This is a genomic window from Arcobacter sp. ISO1 (assembly GCF_058105185.1).
The window spans coordinates 1,011,128-1,032,862 of the sequence record NZ_CM176573.1 but is presented as its reverse complement, the minus strand read 5'-3'; the positions used below and the strand labels follow the sequence as shown (position 1 = coordinate 1,032,862).

Annotated in this window: 19 protein-coding genes; 4 read left to right on the top strand and 15 right to left on the bottom strand. The window is 28.5% G+C overall.

The features are described from left to right. Positions 1-38 precede the first annotated feature (38 nt). Together AC2TY9_RS05115 and AC2TY9_RS05110 are read right to left on the bottom strand one after the other, a co-directional pair. A complete protein-coding gene (locus AC2TY9_RS05115) occupies positions 39-3,515 on the bottom strand; it encodes an acyl-[ACP]--phospholipid O-acyltransferase (protein ID WP_489779855.1) in 3,477 nt (1,158 codons plus the stop codon). 2 nt (positions 3,516-3,517) lie between these two features. Further along, positions 3,518-4,153 (bottom strand): MerR family transcriptional regulator, encoded by a 636-nt coding sequence (locus AC2TY9_RS05110; RefSeq protein WP_489779854.1) that lies wholly within the window; start codon positions 4,151-4,153, stop codon positions 3,518-3,520. Positions 4,154-4,358: 205 nt separating this feature from the next. Here AC2TY9_RS05110 and AC2TY9_RS05105 point away from each other — a divergent pair, with 205 nt between their 5' ends. After that, positions 4,359-5,147 carry a PhzF family phenazine biosynthesis protein gene (locus AC2TY9_RS05105; RefSeq protein ID WP_489779853.1) on the top strand — a complete coding sequence of 263 codons (789 nt, stop codon included), beginning with the start codon at positions 4,359-4,361 and terminating at the stop codon, positions 5,145-5,147. Between the two features lie 132 nt (positions 5,148-5,279). On the opposite strand, the gene AC2TY9_RS05100 is transcribed toward AC2TY9_RS05105, so the two are convergent. Both AC2TY9_RS05100 and AC2TY9_RS05095 read right to left on the bottom strand, forming a co-directional pair. After that, on the bottom strand, positions 5,280-6,794 hold the full coding sequence (locus tag AC2TY9_RS05100) for a hypothetical protein (protein WP_489779852.1): 1,515 nt from the start codon (positions 6,792-6,794) through the stop codon (positions 5,280-5,282). Positions 6,795-7,044: 250 nt separating this feature from the next. After that, the gene (locus AC2TY9_RS05095; RefSeq protein ID WP_489779851.1) at positions 7,045-7,734 is read right to left on the bottom strand and encodes a response regulator; all 690 of its coding nucleotides are present in this window, start codon (positions 7,732-7,734) and stop codon (positions 7,045-7,047) included. A gap of 203 nt (positions 7,735-7,937) precedes the next feature. Here AC2TY9_RS05095 and AC2TY9_RS05090 point away from each other — a divergent pair, with 203 nt between their 5' ends. Beyond that, positions 7,938-9,113 carry a hypothetical protein gene (locus tag AC2TY9_RS05090; protein WP_489779850.1) on the top strand — a complete coding sequence of 392 codons (1,176 nt, stop codon included), beginning with the start codon at positions 7,938-7,940 and terminating at the stop codon, positions 9,111-9,113. 49 nt (positions 9,114-9,162) lie between these two features. Here AC2TY9_RS05090 and AC2TY9_RS05085 read toward each other — a convergent pair whose 3' ends face one another. The 10 genes from AC2TY9_RS05085 to AC2TY9_RS05040 form a co-directional block, all read right to left on the bottom strand. Then, a complete protein-coding gene (locus AC2TY9_RS05085; protein ID WP_489779849.1) occupies positions 9,163-10,569 on the bottom strand; it encodes a PepSY-associated TM helix domain-containing protein in 1,407 nt (468 codons plus the stop codon). Between the two features lie 51 nt (positions 10,570-10,620). Continuing rightward, positions 10,621-11,517, bottom strand: coding sequence for an EamA family transporter RarD (rarD, locus tag AC2TY9_RS05080; protein ID WP_489779848.1), 897 nt, complete (start codon positions 11,515-11,517; stop codon positions 10,621-10,623). Positions 11,518-11,578: 61 nt separating this feature from the next. After that, positions 11,579-11,806 (bottom strand): thioredoxin family protein, encoded by a 228-nt coding sequence (locus AC2TY9_RS05075; RefSeq protein ID WP_489779847.1) that lies wholly within the window; start codon positions 11,804-11,806, stop codon positions 11,579-11,581. A 17-nt stretch (positions 11,807-11,823) separates the two neighbouring features. After that, entirely contained in the window at positions 11,824-12,744 is a 921-nt protein-coding gene (locus AC2TY9_RS05070) for an MBL fold metallo-hydrolase (RefSeq protein ID WP_489779846.1), read from the bottom strand. Positions 12,745-12,754: 10 nt separating this feature from the next. Next, entirely contained in the window at positions 12,755-13,717 is a 963-nt protein-coding gene (locus tag AC2TY9_RS05065; protein WP_489779845.1) for a permease, read from the bottom strand. Continuing rightward, complete coding sequence (locus AC2TY9_RS05060) at positions 13,717-14,178, bottom strand: rhodanese-like domain-containing protein (RefSeq protein ID WP_489779844.1); 462 nt, start codon at positions 14,176-14,178, stop codon at positions 13,717-13,719. The genes AC2TY9_RS05065 and AC2TY9_RS05060 overlap by 1 nt, the downstream gene beginning before the upstream one ends. Before the next feature lie 16 nt (positions 14,179-14,194). Beyond that, a complete protein-coding gene (locus tag AC2TY9_RS05055; protein WP_489779843.1) occupies positions 14,195-14,599 on the bottom strand; it encodes an arsenate reductase ArsC in 405 nt (134 codons plus the stop codon). Positions 14,600-14,757: 158 nt separating this feature from the next. Further along, a complete protein-coding gene (locus AC2TY9_RS05050) occupies positions 14,758-16,011 on the bottom strand; it encodes an arsenic transporter (protein ID WP_489779842.1) in 1,254 nt (417 codons plus the stop codon). Between the two features lie 73 nt (positions 16,012-16,084). Next, on the bottom strand, positions 16,085-16,438 hold the full coding sequence (locus tag AC2TY9_RS05045) for a gamma-glutamylcyclotransferase family protein (RefSeq protein ID WP_489779841.1): 354 nt from the start codon (positions 16,436-16,438) through the stop codon (positions 16,085-16,087). Positions 16,439-16,725: 287 nt separating this feature from the next. Further along, positions 16,726-17,031 (bottom strand): ArsR/SmtB family transcription factor, encoded by a 306-nt coding sequence (locus tag AC2TY9_RS05040; RefSeq protein ID WP_489779840.1) that lies wholly within the window; start codon positions 17,029-17,031, stop codon positions 16,726-16,728. 122 nt (positions 17,032-17,153) lie between these two features. On the opposite strand from AC2TY9_RS05040, the gene AC2TY9_RS05035 reads away from it, so the two are divergent. Further along, positions 17,154-19,067 (top strand): sensor histidine kinase, encoded by a 1,914-nt coding sequence (locus AC2TY9_RS05035; RefSeq protein ID WP_489779839.1) that lies wholly within the window; start codon positions 17,154-17,156, stop codon positions 19,065-19,067. 89 nt (positions 19,068-19,156) lie between these two features. Further along, positions 19,157-19,705 (top strand): pyridoxamine 5'-phosphate oxidase family protein, encoded by a 549-nt coding sequence (locus tag AC2TY9_RS05030; RefSeq protein WP_489779838.1) that lies wholly within the window; start codon positions 19,157-19,159, stop codon positions 19,703-19,705. 46 nt (positions 19,706-19,751) lie between these two features. On the opposite strand, the gene tkt is transcribed toward AC2TY9_RS05030, so the two are convergent. Further along, positions 19,752-21,662, bottom strand: coding sequence for a transketolase (gene tkt, locus AC2TY9_RS05025; RefSeq protein WP_489779837.1), 1,911 nt, complete (start codon positions 21,660-21,662; stop codon positions 19,752-19,754). Positions 21,663-21,735: the final 73 nt, after the last annotated feature.

The window sequence follows — 21,735 nt, the reverse complement described above, 5'->3', positions numbered from 1 at the left end:
AGACTAAAGATAAGATCTTCTCCAAGATAACTTGACTATTAACTTTCTAAAGCCATTTTAGAGGCTAATTTGAAATCTGTTTTTCCACTTCCTAGCTTTGGAACATTTTTAACAATTTTATAAATACTTGGTATCATTAATTTATTATCAAATTCATCTTTTATTTTCTTTTTCAAATTAAGTAATTCTTCTTCATTTATGTTTGAGATTAAAGCAACTATTTTTTCACCTTTTTTTTCATCTTTAATTGAGCTTGTAACAACATCTATCTCATCATTTGGCAAAACCCTTCTAATATTTTCTTCAACTGCTCCAAGACTAATCATTTCACCACCAAGTTTTGCGAATCTTGAATACCTATCAACAATTGTTAAAAAGCCATCTTCATCAAGTCTACCTTTATCTCCTGTTATATAATAGGTTTTACCATCTAATTTTTTTAATACCTCTTTTGTTTTTCCCTCATCTTTTAAATATCCTTTCATAACTTGAACACCAGAAACTAAAATCATCCCCTCTTCATTTGTTTCAAGTTCTTTAAATGTATCAGGGTTTACTATTTTAAATGTTGTTCCAGGAATTGGCATACCTACAGTTCCTACTTTTGCCCCAACTTGAATAGTTCCATCTTTTCCCTCCATCAAAGGTAGATTACAAGCTGCAACAGGAGTAGTTTCAGTAACACCATAACCTTCTAAAATCTCTTTTTCAAATTTTGTTTTAAAATCTTCCCTAACTTTTAATGATAACTTTTCAGCTCCAGCAACTGTAAGTCTTAAACTCTCAAACATTTGCTTTGTTACCTTTGTATTTCTTGTATAAAGTCTAAAAAAGGTGGAAGTTCCAAGCATAATTGTTCCTTTATATTTTGAAACTAAACTACCGATTGCATAACCATCAGTTGGGTCTGGATGTGATACACAACGAATCCCTTCTATAAGAGGTAAAAATAGAGTTACAACCGTGCCAAATGCATGGAAAAAGGGTAAGGAACCAACTATAATATCATCATCATTTACATTTAAAATTGCAGCGATTTGTTGAGAGTTTCCAACTATATTTTGATGAGTTAACTCAATCCCTTTAGGTATCCCTTCACTTCCACTAGAAAACATTATTAAAGCGGTATCATCTTTATCCTGTTTTTTAATATGCAGTTTTTTCAAAATAAAACTAGGGATTAATACTACACTTAAAAGTGTTACTAGCCCTTTTGATTTGGTAATTTTTTTCTTTAAATCTTCCACATATAAAACTTCACAACAAGCTAATACCTCATCAATAGCTACACCTTTTTCTTTTAGTTTTTCAACAAACTTTTTTGAGCTTATAATTGTTTTAATCTCCGCTTTCTCCACACTTCCTATTAATGCTTCAATAGAAGCAGTAAAATTTAAATTTACAGCAGTCTTCCCAAGCATAATAACGGAAGTATTAAAGAAAGCACCTCCCGCACTTGAAGGGAAAAGTAATCCAATATTTTGTCCTTTTATCTTATTTTTCAAAAGATTTTTAAAAAGAATTGATGTAGTTAAAAACTTATATCCAGATAACTCAACTCCTGTTGTATCTGCAAAAATCAAATCTCTTTTAATTTGTTTTAATCTATCAAATATCATTTCAGGAATAGTATCAAGAGTTTTAGTGTGTTCTTTCCATGATATTGTTGATAAGGTTTTAACAGCTTTTTTAACTGTAACTACATTTGCTTTTTCTTTTTTCATTGCCCTTGAAAAAGATACTGTAACACAATTCGTTCTTTTACTTTTTTTGTATTTTTTATTTGCTCTACTAAACATAGATTCCCATAATCCTCTAATATAAAAAACGATTACAGGTACATCTGTTTTTGTTTGTTTTAAAATTAGTTCAAAGCCTCTTTTAAATTCACCTAAATGTCCATTTCTAGTTATTCCACCTTCTGGGAAAAGTACTACTATACTTCCACTATCAAGCTCTTTTGCTACTGTTTTGATAGTCTCTTTACTGGCATCATTAGATATAGGAATTGCTTTAAAAAGTTTTAAAAGCCAATTTAAATACCATTTTTTATAGATTGGTTTATGCATTACAAATTTTACCTGTCTAGGACTACTCATTAAAATCACAGCCCAATCTATCCATGATACATGATTTCCTAAAAGTAAAGCTCCACCTGAAGATGGAATATGCTTAACCCCTTGAACCTCTAAATTATATTTTAATCCAACAACAAACTTCATAAATAATAAAACTAAAGATTGAGGCAATTTATAAATTGTATATGCCATTCCTACTATTGTTATAAAAAGTATTAAATATATTGTATTTAAAGGATCAAGATTGTTTAAAGATACAAAAGTTGTAATACTTAACATCAGAAACATTGCTAAAGAATGAAACCAATTGTTACCAGCTAAAATTGTCCCTAAGTTTTTCTTTCTGGCATTAAATTGAATCAAAGAGTTTAAAGGTACTACAAAGAGTCCACCAAAAATACCAAAAGTTAAAAAAACAAGAGCTAATAAGCTTGCACTATCAACCAATGTAGAAAGATACATCATACCAGCCATACCAATAGCTGCAAGAGGTATAGTTCCGGCTTCAATATAGTTTTTTGATAGTTTTGAATATATAATTGAACCAATTGCAATACCAATTCCTGAAGATGCTATTACACCATTTATTACAAATACATCTGTGATATTTAAATATTGTTTTGCAAAAGATGGGAAAACAGCCATAAGACCTTGAGATACTCCCCAAAAAACTGATAAACCAATAACCGATAAAAATATTACACTATTTGAATATATTGTTTTAATATTTTTCTTTAAAAGCTTCCCTTGTATAAGTGCCTTTCTATCAAAATCTAAACCTTCATTTTTAACATACAAAGTTTTTAATCTTCTCAAAACAACTAATGACACAGTCATCTCTAAAAAAGCAACGGGAACAATATAATAAGTTAATGGTAAAATTGCATCCATAAGTTGCTCTTTTGTTGTTAAAACTTGAAGATTATTTGCATTATAAAAAGATTCAAAAACAAAAGAACCACTTGCTATTGAAAATAAAATTGCTATTATCGATACTGCTTGTAAGCTAGCATTTCCTTTGGCTAAATTTTTCTTACCCCAAATATCTATAATAATACCAAATTTAGCAGGGGAATAAATTGCACTTTGTACTGCTAATAAAACAAGGTTTAACATAGCTATATAAAAGTTTCCACTTAAATAGGAAAATATCATTAAAATTGATAAAGAAAAAGATGAGATTGCACCATATATTAATATATTTTTTTTATTATATTTATCTGACAGATATCCACTTAGTGTAAAAAGAAGTAAAAAAGGGATAATTATCATGGCATTTATAATAGATATCCAAACAACTTGTGTACTTCCATCAAATATCTTAAATGCTATATTTTGTAAAAAAACTTTGTGTGCAACATCAACTATTACATTACAAAAGACTACAAATAAAAATGCTAATTTGATAAGTAGTAAATTACTTGATAATTTATTCATAATTAAACCTTCTTAAACTCAATAATAGTATGTCTGTTAAAAATATATGGCTTAAATGAATTTAAAATATTTAAAACTAAAACCTCTGGTAAGAAGCCTGTGTTTTCTAACACCTTTGTACTAAGTTCCCTTTCAAGCAAAGCTAATTTTTTACTTGTTTTTACATATTCATTTATAAGTTCACTAGCAATTTGATAATCTCTTAACTCTTCATACAACTTTAAAACTTCAACTTCTGTTTTAAAATATATATCTTTATCATCAAGCAAATCTAAGGCAATAGCCTCTTTTATAATCTCTTGATTTAAATCTTTTTTTGATATTGGGTTTTTAATCTGGCTTGATAGCATCTCAATTGATTGTAAAATAAGTTCAGACCTATCATTAAAATTTATATTATAGTAATCAAAAAGCTCTTTTATATAATCAATAGAAAAACTAAGATTATCTTTAAAATATTTAATCATATTTAAAACAGAAACTGTAATCTCAGGATAATACTTCATATTTTTTGAAGTATTTACTGTATTTGGAAGTAAACCTTTTTTACTATAAAAAGATATAGTATGATTAGAAAGATTAGTCTCTTCTACCAACTCACTCATTTTATAATATGGTTTTTCATCAATAATTTTCATCTTTAATCCCTAAAAGTGAAGAGTTATACTCCTTACTTTTGAAATTATAGAGAAATTTAAAATGAAAAACAAGAGTAAGACTCTTTACTTCTTAGTTTTGTAACTGTTTGGTAATTTATAAGTTTGAATTTTATGTAAATTTTACTATTATGCTAAGGCTTATATTTACTTAATAAATAGTGAATTAATATAAGAAAGGAAAAAGATGAAATTAAAAATGTTTCAAATAGATGCATTTACAGATACTATATTTAAAGGGAATTCTGCAGCAGTAATTATCTTAGAAGAATGGTTACCTGACGAAATCATGCAGTCAATTGCAATAGAAAACAATCTATCTGAAACTGCATTTGCAAAAAAATGTGATGATTCAACATATGAAATAAGATGGTTTTCACCTATTACAGAAATAGACTTTTGTGGACATGCTACTCTTGCTACTGCTTTTGTTTTATTTGAAGGAGATATAAAAGAAGTAACTTTTACAGCTAAAGCTGTGGGAAGTTTAAAAGTTACACAATTGGATGATGGTTATATAGAAATGGTATTTCCGAATAGAAAACCAAAAAAAGTTGATAATATTCCAAATGAATTGATAAAAGGCTTATCAATTAAACCTGAAGATGTTTTAGTAAATCAACAAGCATATTTTGTAGTTTACCCAAATGAAGAAGATATTTATAATATAGAAGTTGAATTAGATGAAATTAAAAAGCTAGGGCCTTTAGATGTTACAGTAACTTCAAAGTCAAGTAAATATGATTTTATAACAAGATATTTTTGGCCTGCAAATGGAGGGAAAGAAGATCCTGTAACTGGTTCAATGCATACTGGGGCAGCTCCTTTATGGGCAGAAAGACTAGATAAAAATAATTTACTTGCCTATCAAGCCTCAGAACGTGGTGGTGTTTTAAAATGTAAAGTTGAAGATTCTCAAGTTACTATTTTAGGAAAAGCTATTAAATATTTAGAAGGTTATATAACAATACCTTAGTAATGAAAGGATGCAAGTTCACATCCTTCTATTACAAAAAATGGTATTTTTCTTTTAACTTGCAAGATAGATTCTTTTTATAAATTATAGTCTTGAATTATCCCATTTAGTACTTTAATCTCCTTAATTAAATTAGCTTTTACTACTCTTACTAAACTCTTTTATCATTGCTAATATTTCCGATTCATTTGCGGCATCTTCCCTAGTAATAAGTCCTGATTTTAAAGTTTCTAATTTTGATAATGCATTATCTATTCTTTCTAAAAACTCTGTAGCTTCTGTTCCTTGAGTTTTTTTATCTTCTTGTTTTAAATTATCTCCTTCTGTTTTTACAATAGCTTGACCAGTAACTCTTTTTTCCATGGCAGCTATCTCTTTTTCTGTTTTACTTAATAATACTTCAATCTCTTTTTTTGAGTAGTTTCCATCTTCTATTTTCTCTTTTAGTTTTCGAAGAAGCTCTTGTAAAGATTCAAGTTCAGAAACTGTAAAACCAGTTTTCATTAAAGAGAAAATATCTTCAACCATAGCCCTTAACTTTTCTATATCTTCTTTTTCCCTTTTGTTAGAACTTGTGGTACTGTTTTTTTTGTTTTCATCATTATCACTAGCTTTATAATTGTCAAAAAAACTCAGAACACTATTTAAAAAATCTACCATTTCAGAAGGATCTCCCCCAAATTTTCTTGCACCCTCTTCAAGGTCATTGATTTCTTCTTTAAAATAATTTTTTATGCTTTCTAAAGATGCAAACTCTTTTTTAGGATTTTTCTCATGATTTCCTGGAACTATATTTCCATTTTCATCTTCCATAAGTCCACTTCCAAAAGAAGACCACAAATTAGCACTTAATTTCATATAGTCACTAACATCTAAATTTGATAAAAAGTTAACAAATTCATCTTTTAAATTTGCATCCTTTGAAAAAGCAGAATCTTCAAACCAGAAATCATTCCCTGTTTTAAAACTATTATATCTTTGTAAACCCGTGCTATATTTTTCATCTATTATAGAGCTATCATCTAAAGAGTTTTTATATGAAGTTAAAATATTTTTATAGGCATTTGCGTATGGCATTGCTTGTTCTTTACCCACCACACCTGAAAGTGATTCATGTGAATTAGACATTGTTGAGAAGAAAAAGTTAAACTCAGTTGCAGTCATATTTTTAAAATATTCCCTTGTATTAACATCATCTGAACCATGATTAATATAACCATTTTCAACATCAACACTATAACTTGCTTTTAACTCCTTACTCGAAAGATATCTATTGGCACTCATATGCATATCAAAAGAGAAAGTCAAAATTTCACTTTTTGACATAGTTGAAGTTGTTTCAAATACTGCTTTTTGCATATTTATATCTCCAAAATTAGCTGCCATCCCAAAAGCTATAGATTTTTCAAATCCAGACTCTTCACTAATAAATTTTAGATGGGCACTTTTTTCATCATCACTCAAACTATTGAAATACTCAAAATCATATAAATCAACTTCTTCAGAATTTGTAGACTTATCTTTTTTATTAGATGTATCAGCTAGTGTTTGTTGAAAACTATTTGTTTCATTTTCACTCTTAGAAACTTTTCTATAACTTATACTTTCATAGCGATTATATGATCCATGTGTTGATGAAATTGTCATGATTTCTCCTATATTAATTAGCGATTTCATATTTATAATCAAACTTTTTATTTATCCATATGAAATTATAACACTGATAAAACATCTAATCACTTTTTTTTTAACATAAAAAATTATATTTTTTTTAAATTTAAAAAAACACACTAAAAAAGCGTAGATAAAAGAATATAATAAAAATGTGTATTTTTAAAAAAGAGAACAATTTGTGACAGAGGGTGTGACAGATAAAAATTCTATTAAACTGATTATTTTAAAAAACAGGTGTTAATTTAAATCCTTGAGGAGGAACTGCTTCTATTAATTTGTGCTCTAATTTTGCTCTTAACCTATAAACTAGAGTTCTAATTGCACCATTTGTTACTTGTGAATGGGGCCAAATAATATACTCTATTTCGTAAAAAGAAACAGGACTTCCCTTTGCTTCGACAAGTATACTTAAAAGTTTTCTCTCTTTTACACTAAGTTTTATAGGTGTTGTTTTTAAAAAAAGTGATTGGGTTTCCATATCAAAATAATAATCAAACCCTAAGGGTGTACATCTTTTATCTATTATTACTTGATTTGATCTATTTATTTTGAATATTGCCAAAAGTAAAGCAGACTTTAGTTCATTTTTATTAATTGGTTTTAAAAGATAACTTATTGGATTGGTTTCAATTGCCCTTGTCATAGTTTCATCATCATCGCAAGAAGTAAGATAAATAATAGGTATATTCTTAAATTTCTGAACCTCTTTTGCAAGTTCAATTCCATCTTGACCATTTTCTAAATTTATGCCAATTGTTATAATATCAGGTAATTTTATATCTATAACTTTAAGAGCATCATTATATTTTGATACTACATCAATAACTTCATAACCAAATTCAAGAATAGTATTTTTTATATTAATAGCTTCTGCATTTTCTTTTTCAACAATTAAAATCTTTGTTTTATTCATATTAGACCTAAAAAAATATAATAAAATTATAGTAAAATAATCTTACTCTTTATACTTTAGATTCCTAAAATTCAAAAAATTCTAATCTAGGCACTTAAGAATAGAGTCTAAAAATTTAGAAAAATTAAAACCGTGACTGTACATGTGACACTCTTTTGGTATACTTTTCTTATAAGTAATATAAAAATGAAAAGGCTTTTTAAATGCAAATTAAATCATACCTTGATAGATTAAGTCAAAACTCCTTTAATACACAAGACATTAATAAAAAGGTAGAAAACACCTCTTTTAATACTATGCTAATAGAAGAAAGCTTAGATAAAACAACCAAAAGTAGTGTTCCTGTCCATTTAGAAAAGTATGATGATTCAACACTAAGCCAAGAGCAATTTGATAAGCTAATAGATAAACTTGATTTAAATGATTTATCACAAGAAGAAAAAGAACTTTATAAATCAATCATTGATAATGGGTATATCAGTAATGATGAAATTGAAGACTTATCTTATGAACAAATGAAAACCTTGGGTAAATTTGTTTTAAAAAAAGATGACTCAGGTGAATATATAGATGAAACCCTTTTAAATAGTGATATGAAAGCAGGAACTCTTTTAAGTACTGCTGTTATTAGCGATGATGATGATTTTAATAAATCAGTATTTAAAATGGTTGAAAACCTTGAAAAAGATGAGGATATAACAAACTTCATGTATCTAATTACTGGAACTTTTCATAGTAATAAGCTTATTGCATTTCCCCAATTACAAGAGATAGACTATGAGGGAAAAGATATTAAAGAGTTTTTAGAAGACAAAATCTCTACTTTTGAAGATATGCTTGAAGTTTCTGCAAGTAGTGAGCTAAGTAAAGTACTTACAGGTGTTATCAATCAATTTGATGATTTATTAAATCTTTTTAATAGTATCTCAAAAAATAAAGATGAACCAACTACAAAGAGTTCTTATGAAGTTGATATTACCCAAAAACTTATTGATGATTTATTCTCTTTAATGGAAACAGGATTAACTAAAACAGAACTTGAATCCATAGAAAAACTAATGAATCAAATAAAAGAAAAAATAGAAGATTCAAAAGAGAAAAAAGTATCAGAGGATAAAATAAGAGAACTTCTTAAAGAACTAGAAGACAAAATAAAAGAGATACAAAAAAGAGTAATAGGTAACGATAAGATTGAAATTGAAAAGGACTCAAAAAATATAAAAGATGATGAATTATCAGTAAATATGCAAGAGTTTAAATCTACTCTACAAAGTCTGAAAATTGCCCTTGAAGAAACAAAAGAAGAGGGTATAAATAAAACTAACTCTATTTCTAGTCATGAAGAGTTGAGCTTAAGAGAACAATTTAATCAAAACTAATAGTGGATAAGAGTTTACCCACTATATAGATATAGCTAATTCCCTCAAATTAAACAAATACTTTTCTAAGTGCTGAAACCCTAGACAAAATTAAAAAGTCAAAGGCTAAGACAGCTATTAAAGTAAGTCCTACTAGTGGGAAAAACAAAGATACTGCTAGCATTAAAAGCATTGCATTTTTCCAGTGGGGTAAATTTTTTGGCATTGGTGGAGCAACTAGTTTAAATCCTGCACCAGTTGGTCTTCTTTTCCACCACATTATAAGTCCTGTGATACTTAAAGCAATTACAGATAAACAGATTATAGTATTTATAAGTAGATTCCAAATAGTCACTAATCCCATATGTAAAGGAATAGATACAGCCATTGTCTTTCCAGCAAAAGAATAATCATCAAAGGTAACTTTTGCAAGAACTTTTCCCGTATACCTATCCACATGAACAGTTTTATCATCAAATGGATTTTTTGCTTCGCTATTCATAGTATCTTGATTTAAAGTCCATACTCCTGTTTCACCTTTAGGAAAAGAGACTCTATATCTTCCTTCAAAACCTAATCTTGAAGCTAATCTATCAATACTATCTATATTTAATTTTTCACCTTTTAAGGTTCCCTCTATTCCTTCTTTTGAACCTGAAGCTGGCAATGGGGTATGTTCAATCGCCCATGGCATACCTTCACTAGGACCATGATTTAAAGAGGCATGAGTTTTATTTGATAATGGAATTTTATCCCATTTTTCAGCAGGGAAAGTACTCCATGCTTGTACAATCTTAGCTCCCCATACTCCTGTCCATGACATACCAGAAAGTAAAAATAAAAAGAAAAAGATAGCAACATAAGTCCCTAAAACTGAGTGAAAGTTCTTAAAAAACTCCCTACCTTTTAAAGAAAAATCAAAAGCTAAAACCTTATTTACTTTTTTACCTCGAGGCCACCAAAGATATAAACCAGTAATAATTAAAATAATAGCAAAACCAGCAGCAATCTCTAATATCCTATCTCCAGTTTTACCTATGAGTAAGTCACTATGGATATTGTCTGCTAAGTCATACCAACCTTGCCTTCTTTTCCAATCATTTACAATCTCTCCTGTGTAAGGATTTACTGCAACCATTGTTTGAGAGTCATCTTTTAACTTTAATCTAAAAACATTTACTCTATCTTCACTTGGAGCTTTTATTAACTCAACAACATTTGAACCAAGAATAGAAGATTTTGCAATTTCTGATTGTTTTTCTAAACTAATTATTGTATTATCTTTAGGAACAGGGATTGTAATTCTTTCCCCATCTCGTCCATCAAAGAAACCTATATACATCATCATAATACCAGTTGTAGCCAAAATAAGCATAAAAGGGATTACAAAAACACCAGCATAAAAATGCCATCTCCATACCGCTTTATAGAAAATACTATCTTTGTTTTCTATAACTTTTTTTTGATTTAATTTCATCTGCACATCCAATTAAAAAAATAACTGGGAAGTTTATAAAGAAAGTGTTAATTATCTATTAATTAATACTTTTTTTATAGAATTATATGAAAAAAATATCAATGCAATCCAAATTAGAGTAAAGGTAATAAGTTTATCAATATTAAACTCCTCTTTATAAACAAAAACTGCAAGAAAAAAAGCTACTGTGGGTCCTATATACTGGAAGAAACCTAAAGTTGTAAGTTTCATTCTAGTTGCTGCTCCATTAAATAAAAGCAAAGGGATAATAGTGATTAGTCCTGCTAAAGTTAACATAAAAGAGGTATAAGAGTCACTATTTTGAATAAATGCTATTCCGCCATTAAAATAGTTATAAAAAAGATAAATAAATGCAAATGGGAGTAAAAGTAAAACCTCAACAAAAAGACCAACTATTGAACCTACTTCAATTTTCTTTCTAAGCATCCCATAGATTCCAAAACTAACTGCTAAAACCAAAGAAACAACAGGAATATATCCAAGTGAAATAAACTGATATAAAACAGCTAATAGTGCAAGAATAATAGCTATATATTGATTTTTATCCATTTTTTCATTGAATACTAAAAAGCCAAGTAATACATTAACAAGCGGATTTATATAATACCCCAAGGCTGTCTCGAGAATCTTTTCATTTGCAATTGCCCATATAAAAACTAGCCAATTTAATGAAATGAAAAATGTAGATATAAAAAGATAGTAGATTTTTCTTTTATCTTTTAAAACAAAAAATAGCTTTTGTGTCTCTTTTTTATAAAAAATCAATGGTATTAAAAAAATTACTGAAAAGATTACTCGATAAACCAAAACCTCAAAGGAGTTTACAGATGCAACTTCTTTAAAATATATTGGTGATAAACCTCCCCAAAATAGGAAGGCTAATACTGCATAAAATTGACCTAATTGCTCTTTATTCAAATATAACATCCTTAAAAAAGATGCTATAGTATCAAGATTTCAATTTAAAATATAGTAAAAAATTGCTTTTTTAAAAAAACTTTTTAATCTCTTCAGAATTTAGTAGTTTTCCTGTACTTTTTACTTCACCATTGATAACAAGACCTGGTGTACTCATCACTCCATATTCCATGATTTTTACCATATCTTCTACTTTTTCAACTTGTGCAAAAACTCCAGCTTCAGCTACTGCTTTTTTTGCATTTTCAGTTAAAGCTTGGCACTTTGAACAACCTGTTCCTAAAATTTCTATTTTCATTTTCTCTCCTTCTTTTATTATTCCCACTCAAGTTGGTTATAGTATGTTGTAATATTTAAACCATTTAATTGTTCAAAATAATTTAAATATTCAAATTCTTGAGTATTTACATGTTTTTTAATTTCAAAAATATCAATATCATTTTCATAAGCTCTTTTAACATCATCCCTTAAAATTCTAAGATACTCTAAACTAGGTTTATAGGAATCCTTATCAAAGTTTTTTCCATGACCTCCTAAAAAATACTTAGCTTGAATATTCGAAAGATTTTCAATAGCTTCAATCCAACCATCGATATTTGAACTTTTTTTATAACTTAACAATCTTCCATTAAATACAATATTCCCAACAAACAAAAAGCTATCATCTTTACTATAAATCGCTATGTCACTTTTCTCTTCACTTACTTCACTTGGTTTTACAATCTCTAAGATTTTTGTACTACCTTTAATCTTATAACCACCATCAACTAAAGTATCAGCATGAATAACTTCTGTATTTTTATAAACCTCTTTCTCTAAGATGTTTTTCATTCTTTCGAATTTACTTGGGTTTTCATCAATATCATCATTTATTGTTTTATGTCCTACAATCTTTGCACCTATTTCTTGAAAAAAAGATGCCCCTTGGATTCTATCATCATGATAGTTTGACAATATTACATGGGAAACATCAAGAGTTGGATACTCTTTTTTCATCAAATTATAAAACTCTTTTGCAAAGATATATGTAGGACCTGCATCGAGGACAACTAAGCTATCTCCCATATTTACATAACACATATTTGAAACAAAACCTTTGTTTTGTTTTGTTGGTGGATTTATATCTCCAATTACACAACTAATATCTTTTGTGATTTTTATAGGGTTTAAACCATAAAAATCTCCAAAAGCTAAAGAGCTTAAAAAAAATAAACTTATGAAAAATTTTCTAAACATAAAATCCCTTTTATAATATTGCATTAAATACAAATCCAACTAGTAAAATTGCAAACCCAACTATACCAAAAAATATACTAATTAATTTTATACTTAATACTCTTTTTAATATCATTGCTTCAGGAAGACTTAGTGCAACTACAGCCATCATAAAGGACAAGGCAGTTCCAAGCAACATTCCCTTTGAAGTTAAAACTTCAACAAGTGGTATCATCCCAGCAGCACTTGAATACATAGGTATTCCCATAATAACAGCCACAATTGGTGCATACCAAACATCACCACCTGCATATTTAACAATGGTTTCAGATGGAATATAACCATGAATAAATGCTCCAATTGCAATACCAACTATTACATATAAATATATCTTTTTTAGTATATCTAAACTATCAGCCCAAGCTTCATTTGCTCTTTGACTAAAACTTATTGTTTCAGTATTTGAAGGGTCTCCACAACAACTAACAGGTTTAACTTCTAATAAAATCTCTTTTTCTAAATTTAAACTTCCAATTACAAGCCCTGCAATAATTGCAATAATCAAAGCACACGCAATATATAGTAAAGTGATTTTAATCCCAAAAAGTGAAAAGAGTAATGCAATAACAACAGCATCACTAAGTGGTGCTGAAATTAAATATGAGAAGGTGACTCCAAGTGGAATTCTAGCTTGTAAAAAACCTAAAAATAAAGGAATTGCACTACATGAACAAAAAGGAGTTATTATTCCAAAAAGTGCAGCAAAGATATGACCTAAAAGTTTATGTTTTCCACTTAAATAATCTCTAATTTTTTCAACAGGGAAATAACTTCTTAAATAAGTTACAATATAAATAATTGCTACTAAAAGTATTAAAATCTTTACAGTATCATATATAAAAAAATGAACTGCACTACCGAAAGTACTATCACTACTCATTCCAATGAATTGATAAACTAAATTATCAACAATTTTTTCCCACCAAGTAAACATTATTTATCCTTTTTTAATTCTTGCAAAAATTCTACTGCATTATCACCTCTTAGGAAATCTGCAACTTTTAATAAACCATCACTTAAGTATCTAACATTGTAACCTTTAGTTTTCAGATAAATTCTAGCTATGTTTGCTCTATCATTGTGGGGACAAGCAGTTATTATTAACTTATCTTTTGGTAGTTCATCAAGTCTAATTGGTAACTCATTTAAAGGTATATTTTTTGAAAAAGGCATATTCCATACTTGAAACTCCTCTTTAAATCTTATATCAATAAGAACAGCTTTTTCTTCCTCAAGAAGAACCAACATTTCTGCCGTTTTTACCTTCATATTTGTTCGCTCTTTTAAATCAAAAGACTTTACATATTTTTCTAAGTTTAATGGCTTTAATTCATTCGCTATTAATGATGATACTAACGATGTTAATGCTAGCATCAATACAATCGTTTTTTTCATAATTTACTCTTTCGTCTTATAGACCAAGTTCTTCTTTTACTTTAGGAAGTAAAGTTTCATAAATCTCTTCATATGTTGCTTCAAATGCATCAAAACCTTTTCCATCTGGATCTTCAAAACCAACATGAATAACTTTCACTGCATTTGGGAACATTGGACAAGTTTCATTTGCATGGTCACAAACTGTTACAACTAAATCGTATTTATTATCAATAACTTTATCAATAGTTTTTGAATGATACTCCTCTTTCCAAATCCCTTTTTCTACTAATAGTTTTTGTGCATTTGGATTAACTCTTCCACTTGCCTTTACACCGCTTGAATCAGATATGGCACCTTCAATAAATGCATTTATTTGAGCCTCAGCTATAATACTTCTACAAGAGTTCCCTGTACATAAAATCAATACTTTTTTATCCATCTTTTTTCCTTTAAAATATGCTTTAAACTATTTGGCTACCAAAAGATTTTATTGAGTTTATTTGAACGATTCTGGAACTTTAGGGTCAACATCTTTGATGTTGGGGTACCCAAAGTGAAGCTCTAGTGAAAATAAACTACAATAAAATTCTATTAGCCTTATATTAGTGTCAACAACACAACAAACAGAACTGGTGGTGTCACAATTAGTCCAAACTTACTATATTGCCAAAAACCAATTTTCACACCCTTTTGACTTAAAACATGAAGCCAAAGTAAAGTTGCTAAAGAACCAAATGGTGTCATCTTAGGACCTAAGTTACACCCAATTATATTTGCATAAGCTAAAGCTTCATTTGGTATATCTTTCATTGCAATATCCATAACCATGATTGTTGGCATATTGTTCATAATAGCACTTAATATAGCGCTTAAGAAACCTGTTCCAATTATTGCTATTGCATCACCCCTTTGAACTAAATCATTTAAAATCAAGGTCAAATAGTCTGTCAAACCTTCATTTTTAAGTCCATATACAACAATATAAAGTCCAATTGAGAACCAAACAACCTGCCAAGGGGCTGTTTTGATTATCTCTTTAGCATTTGCATGTTTTGTAACACTTGCAATGATTAAGAAAAGTAATCCACCACCTAAAGCAAATACTGAAACTGGTAAATTAAATCCATCACCAACAAAATATCCAACTAATAAAAGTACTAAAAATATCCATGAAAATTTAAATAGTGTCTTACTTTTTAATACATCATCAGGGTTTTTAAGTAAACTTACATCAACCATTTTTGGAATATCTTTTCTTAAAATAAGCCATAAAACAACAATAGAAACAATTGTACTTACTATATATGGAATAATCATATTTGATAAATATTCTAAAAATCCTATATCAAAATAGTTTGCCGTTACAATATTTGTAAGATTTGAAAAGACAAAAGGAAGAGAAGCAGAGTCACTAATAAATCCACCTGCTAATAAAAAAGCTAAAATAGTTTTTGTATTTAATTGTAAAATTCTCATTTTTGCAAGTAAAATTGGAGTTAAGATAAGTGCTGCTCCATCATTTGCAAAAAGTGCTGATACAAAGCTTCCAAGTAATAAAGCATAAACAAACATTAGATGCCCACTTCCCTTTGATAGTTTTGCCATTTTAATTGCACACCATTCAAAAAATCCAATCTCATCTAAAACCATCGATAAAATTATAATCCCAATAAATGCTAAAGTTGCATCCCATACAATATCTGTAACGATTAAAACATCATCTAAACTTACAACACCTACTATTAAAGCAATAATTGCTCCAATTACAGCTGTTGTTCCTATTTGTAAACCCTTGGGTTGCCATATTACAAAAATAAGTGTTATCAAAAATATAGCACTAGCTTGTATCATTTTTTTAATCTCCTAAGTTTCTAATATATCAAGATATATTGATGTATTTTATAAAAAAAGAGTAACTAACTAGTTACTCTTCAGCTAATTCATAAATCTCTGGTTTTAAAGTATAGATGAATGTATCAACTTCAAGTTCATCATATCTTTCAACGGTAACTGGTGTTCTAACAAACTCTTCACCTTCAAACTCATCTAAAAATTCCCAATGATTAATCAAGTTTGATGAATAAAAAAGATACCCATGAATAGTATCTCTATCAATATCAAGTCTAATTCCAGGATATCCCATACCTGCAGACCATCCAGCATCTATTAGTTTTCCACGTACCGTTGCTGGTACAAATTTTCCAACAATATTTTCCAAAACATGTCCATTTGGACAGTTTGGCATCAATGTTCCATATACAAAAAGTGTTTCAGTCAAGTGTAATTACTCCAATAGTAAATATATTATTAATAGAAGTTTTAATCCTCAAAATGATGTTTAAAAAAATTTTAGACGTACATTGTACTTCGAAATTTTTTTATATATTAGTTTGAGAGATGAAAAGTTAAACTTTAATCTCTCAAAACTATTGCAAAATTATAACTCTCTTTTAAACACTATCTTCAAGTATTTTTTTTCATTACCAATAGGTAATTTCAAAAAACTTCTTCTTGATATTGCTTAAAATAAAGTTACTATTAATAGCATATTTACTACTGGCGTAATTACTGACAAGCCTTTACTAAATTTGGTAATTCAATATTTAAAGTCATAATCTCTCTTATGGCACCTTGACGAAACTCATCTAAAGGTGTTCTAATAGTATAATATGCCCATCGCCCTTCTCTATCAACTCTTAAAAACCCTGCTTCTTTTAGAATTTTAAGATGTCTTGAAAGTCTAGATTGAATCATATCAAAAGAGTTTTCTAAATCACATACGCAACATTTTCCATGGATATTTAGAAACTTGATTATTTTTACTCTTGTTTCGTCATTTAATGCGGAAACAGATTTTAAGAATATATCCATCGATTTTTTCCTCTCTTTTGATTTTGAAAGTATATCATAAAAATTCTAATATATCAATATATCTTGATATATTAGAATAAGAATGTCAATTTGGTTTCATTAAAAGTTTTGTATAATTTATAATGAGTTATAAAAATGAAAAACAACTATTAATTTTTATTAGGTTCACCTTACCTATATTAGCATTATTATTTGCTATTGCTATAACAACTTTTTTATATATTGAAAAGAAAACAAAAGTTAATAAATTGAAAGAAGAGATTCAAGCCACTTTTATAAAAAATAAAAAACAAACAATAAAAGAACAAATTGATAATCTTTATTATTATATAGTGTCTGAACAAAAAGATTTAGAAGACAATCTTCAAAAATCTCTTACTTATCAGGTTAGACAAACTCACAAAATTGCAAGAAGTATCTACTATAGATATAAACATAATCACTCGAAAGATGAAATAAAAGAGATGATTAGAGCTGCCCTTAGAGAGATTAGATTCAACAACGATAGAGCTTACTTTTTTGTTTTGGATAAAGAGGGTAAAAATCAATTGCATCCAATGATGCCAGAACTAGAGGGGAAAAATGTTTATAGTACAAGAGATTCAAAAGGTTCATATATTGTAAAAGAACCCCTTGAATTATTGAAAAAAGAGGATGAAGTATTCTATAACTGGTATTGGATAAAATCACAAAAGAATAAGAAAGAATATAAAAAAGTAGGATTCCTTAAAAACTTTCATGAATTAAACTGGGTTATTGGTACAGGTGAATATCTTGAAGACTTTTCTAAAGATACTCAAGAAAAAATTTTAAAACAGATTGAAAGATTAAGATATGGAAAGAATAGTTATTTCATAGTAACAAATAAAGAGAAAAAATATATAAGCCACATAAATAAAGATTTTATTAATAAAAGTGTTTTTAAAATTCTTGAAAAAACAAATACCACTGAATCAATTGAGACAATTAAAAAAATAACAAAAACTAAAGAGGGTTTTGTTACTTTAGATTTTTTTAAACCAAACTCTAATATCGTTTCATCAAAAATAATATATCAGAAAAAAATTCCAAATTGGAGATGGACTATTAGTACTGGTTTTTATATAGATGATGATTCTAAAGCTATTGCATATGAGAAAAATAGAATTGAAGAAGAATATCAAGATAATTTGAAAAATCTATTTTTTATTTTTTCAATTTCAATTATTATCTTAGTGCCACTATTCTTTTATATCTCACTTATTATTGAAAAGAAATTTAGAAAATACAAAGATAGTATTCAAGAATATATTAATGAAAATCAAAAACAATATGAACTATTAGCTCAAAAAAGTAAATTGAGTGCCATGGGTGAGATGTTAGCAAATATTGCTCACCAATGGAAACAACCTTTGTCTCTTATTACTACTGCAACTAGTGGTATAAAATTGAACAAAGAATTAGAAATCAAAGATGATGAGTTTTTATATAGGGCAGTTGATGATATACAAATTAGTGCTAATCACTTAGCTGAAACAATAAATGATTTCACGGACTTTTTTAAGCCAGATAAGAAAAAAAATCAATTTTTACTAAAAGATGTAATCGATAAAACACTTAAACTTTTATCTTCACAATTTCAAACTAAAAGTATAGAGATAATACAACAAATACAAGATATTTCTATTTTAAACTATGAGAGGGAATTGCTACAAGTTTTATTAAATATTATAAATAATTCAAAAGATGCAATCTTAGAAAACAAAATAGAAAATGGCTTAATTTTTATTGAGGTATATACTCATGAAAATAGTGTAATAATTGAGATAAAAGATAATGCAAAAGGTATAAATAAGAATATAAAAGAGCGTATTTTTGAGCCTTACTTCACAACAAAACATAGCTCCAAAGGAACGGGGATAGGCTTATACATGTCCCAAGAGATAATTACTAAACATATGAATGGTACAATTGAAGTGGATAATATTGAGTATAACTATAATCAAGAGATTCAAAAAGGTGCCATTTTTAAGATAACTCTTCCTCTATCAAATTAGAAAAATTGTCATAATCACTTAACACATGTATATTTGATATTTTAGAATCTATGATACAATCTATTTATTATATTTTTTAGGATTTATATATGGCAAAAATTACTGACAAATTAGATAAAAATGATATTGAGTTTATTAAAAAACAAAAAATGTTTTTTGTTGCAACAGCTCCAAAAGAAGGGAAAATAAATCTATCTCCAAAAGGGTTAGATGATACTTTTAAAATCATTGATGAGAATAAAATATTATGGTTAAACTATTTTGGTAGTGGGAATGAAACTGCGGCACACCTATTAGAAGATGAAAGAATGACTATAATGTTTTGTGCCTTTGAAGGAGAAGCAAATATATTAAGACTATACTGCACTGCAAAAACCATTCAAGAAAAAGATAAAAAGTGGGATGAATATATTAAAGAGTTTCCTATTAAAAGAGCGGCAAGACAAGTTTTTGAAATAAATATCTTAAATGTAAATAATTCTTGTGGAATGGGTGTTCCTCTTTTTGACTTTGTGCAACAAAGAAAAGAGTTAACAAACTTTTATGACAATTCAACAAAAGAGCAACATATAGAGTATATGAAAAAGAAAAATCAAATAAGTTTTGATGGAAAATCAACAAAACTATTTGAAGACTAATTAAGTTTAAAATATAGGTGAGAGATAACTCCCACCTATTTAAGTATTATAAATCGTTTTTGATTTTTGCTTCTAAAGCTTCAGTTGTGAAACCGAAGTGTTCAAATAATTTTCCAGCAGGAGCACTTGCTCCAAATGTATCCATACCATAAACTACATCAGCAAATTTATAGTATTCTAAACCTCTTGCAGCCTCAACTGCAAATACTTTTGTATTTGGTTTAATAATTGTATCAATATACTCTTTGTCTTGTTCAATAAGTAAATCAAAACAAGGAACAGAAACAATATTTGCTTTAATTCCAGCTTTTTCAAGATTACAAGCTGTTTGAAGGGCTAACATAACTTCAGAACCTGATGCCATAATTGTTATAGTTGCATCTTCTCTTTCTTTTAATAAATATCCACCATTTGACACTTCACCATATGCTTTTTCAGATTTTAAAACTTCTAAATTTTGTCTTGAACAAACAAAGGCAGTTGGTGCATTCATTTTAAGTGCAACTTTCCAAGACTCAACATTTTCATTTGCATCAGCAGGTCTAAATGTATAGAAGTTTGGTAAAGCTCTAAACTGAGATAAATGTTCAATTGGTTGGTGAGTTGGTCCATCTTCACCTACACCAATAGAATCATGTGTCCATACAAAGTGTTGTGGGATTCCTGCTAGTGCTGCAATTCTAGCACTTGGTTTTAAGTAATCTGAGAATACAAAGAATGTAGCAGAGAATACTCTATATAATCCATAAAGGTTCATTGCGTTTGTCATTGCTGCCATTGCATGTTCTTTAATACCAAAGTGAATATTTCTTCCTTGTGGAAAATCACCTTTACCAGAAAGTTCTGTTTTGTTTGATGGAGCAAGGTCAGCAGAACCACCTAAGAAACCAGGAATTGCATCTGCTATTGCATTTAAAATTTTATGATTTGATGATCTTGTAGCAACACTAGTACCTGCATCAAATACAGGATATTTAATTGCATCAAAATTTGGATTTTGTAATTTTTCAATTTTTTCTTTTGTTTCAGCAGATAATGAAGCATTCCATGCATTTTCAGCTTCAATTCCAACGATTAATTTGTCAAAAGAACCTTTTATATCATAAGGTACTACAAATTTCTCTTCTGGATCAAAACCAGCCTTTTTCTTAGAAGCTTTAAGTTCATCTTCACCTAATGGAGCACCATGTGTATGGTGACTTCCCTCTAAAGTTGCTGCACCTTTTCCAATTGCTGTTTTTGCAATAATTAAAACAGGTTTGTCAGAAGCTTTTGCAGTAACAATAGCTTTATCAATTTGATCAAAATTATGTCCATCAATCTCTAATACTTCAAAATTAATTGCCTGAAATCTTTTCTTAACATTTTCAGACCAAGCAATAGAAGTATCACCTTCAATTGTAATATCATTTGAATCATAAATTACAATTAAGTTATCTAATTCTAAGTGTCCTGCAGTTGCACAAGCCTCATATGAAATACCCTCTTGTAAATCTCCATCACCACAAAAGCAATAAACTTTATGATTGATTACATCTTTTCCTAAAGTGTTTTGTGCATATTTTGAAGCCATAGCAAAACCAACTGCATTTGCAATACCTTGACCTAAAGGACCAGTTGTAATTTCAACACCATGAGTGTGACCATATTCTGGATGCCCTGGAGTTTTAGAGTTATATTGTCTAAACTCTCTCATATCTGGGATACTAACGTTAAATCCCCAAAGGTGTAAAAGTGAATATACTAAACCTGTAGCATGTCCCCCAGAGAAAACTAATCTATCTCTGTTTAACCATTTTTCATTTGTTGGGTTTAAATTTAAGTGAGAACTTAAAACTGTAGCAATATCTGCCATACCCATTGGAGCACCTGGGTGACCTGAATTTGCTTGTTGAACCATATCAGCTGCTAAAAATCTAATTGTATCAGCTTGCTTTTGAAGTAATTGTTTTGACATAATGTTCCTAATTATCGAAGTTTCGTTGTTGTAAATTTTGTGGATTATAGCTAAAAATAGTTAAATAGTTTTT

Coding starts and splice junctions, on each gene's coding strand:
- AC2TY9_RS05115 (WP_489779855.1), bottom strand. CDS start 3,515: ATGAATAAATTATCAAGTAATTTACTACTTATCAAATTAGCATTTTTA.
- AC2TY9_RS05110 (WP_489779854.1), bottom strand. CDS start 4,153: ATGAAAATTATTGATGAAAAACCATATTATAAAATGAGTGAGTTGGTA.
- AC2TY9_RS05105 (WP_489779853.1), top strand. CDS start 4,359: ATGAAATTAAAAATGTTTCAAATAGATGCATTTACAGATACTATATTT.
- AC2TY9_RS05100 (WP_489779852.1), bottom strand. CDS start 6,794: ATGACAATTTCATCAACACATGGATCATATAATCGCTATGAAAGTATA.
- AC2TY9_RS05095 (WP_489779851.1), bottom strand. CDS start 7,734: ATGAATAAAACAAAGATTTTAATTGTTGAAAAAGAAAATGCAGAAGCT.
- AC2TY9_RS05090 (WP_489779850.1), top strand. CDS start 7,938: ATGCAAATTAAATCATACCTTGATAGATTAAGTCAAAACTCCTTTAAT.
- AC2TY9_RS05085 (WP_489779849.1), bottom strand. CDS start 10,569: ATGAAATTAAATCAAAAAAAAGTTATAGAAAACAAAGATAGTATTTTC.
- rarD (WP_489779848.1), bottom strand. CDS start 11,517: ATGTTATATTTGAATAAAGAGCAATTAGGTCAATTTTATGCAGTATTA.
- AC2TY9_RS05075 (WP_489779847.1), bottom strand. CDS start 11,806: ATGAAAATAGAAATTTTAGGAACAGGTTGTTCAAAGTGCCAAGCTTTA.
- AC2TY9_RS05070 (WP_489779846.1), bottom strand. CDS start 12,744: ATGTTTAGAAAATTTTTCATAAGTTTATTTTTTTTAAGCTCTTTAGCT.
- AC2TY9_RS05065 (WP_489779845.1), bottom strand. CDS start 13,717: ATGTTTACTTGGTGGGAAAAAATTGTTGATAATTTAGTTTATCAATTC.
- AC2TY9_RS05060 (WP_489779844.1), bottom strand. CDS start 14,178: ATGAAAAAAACGATTGTATTGATGCTAGCATTAACATCGTTAGTATCA.
- AC2TY9_RS05055 (WP_489779843.1), bottom strand. CDS start 14,599: ATGGATAAAAAAGTATTGATTTTATGTACAGGGAACTCTTGTAGAAGT.
- AC2TY9_RS05050 (WP_489779842.1), bottom strand. CDS start 16,011: ATGATACAAGCTAGTGCTATATTTTTGATAACACTTATTTTTGTAATA.
- AC2TY9_RS05040 (WP_489779840.1), bottom strand. CDS start 17,031: ATGGATATATTCTTAAAATCTGTTTCCGCATTAAATGACGAAACAAGA.
- AC2TY9_RS05035 (WP_489779839.1), top strand. CDS start 17,154: ATGAGTTATAAAAATGAAAAACAACTATTAATTTTTATTAGGTTCACC.
- AC2TY9_RS05030 (WP_489779838.1), top strand. CDS start 19,157: ATGGCAAAAATTACTGACAAATTAGATAAAAATGATATTGAGTTTATT.
- tkt (WP_489779837.1), bottom strand. CDS start 21,662: ATGTCAAAACAATTACTTCAAAAGCAAGCTGATACAATTAGATTTTTA.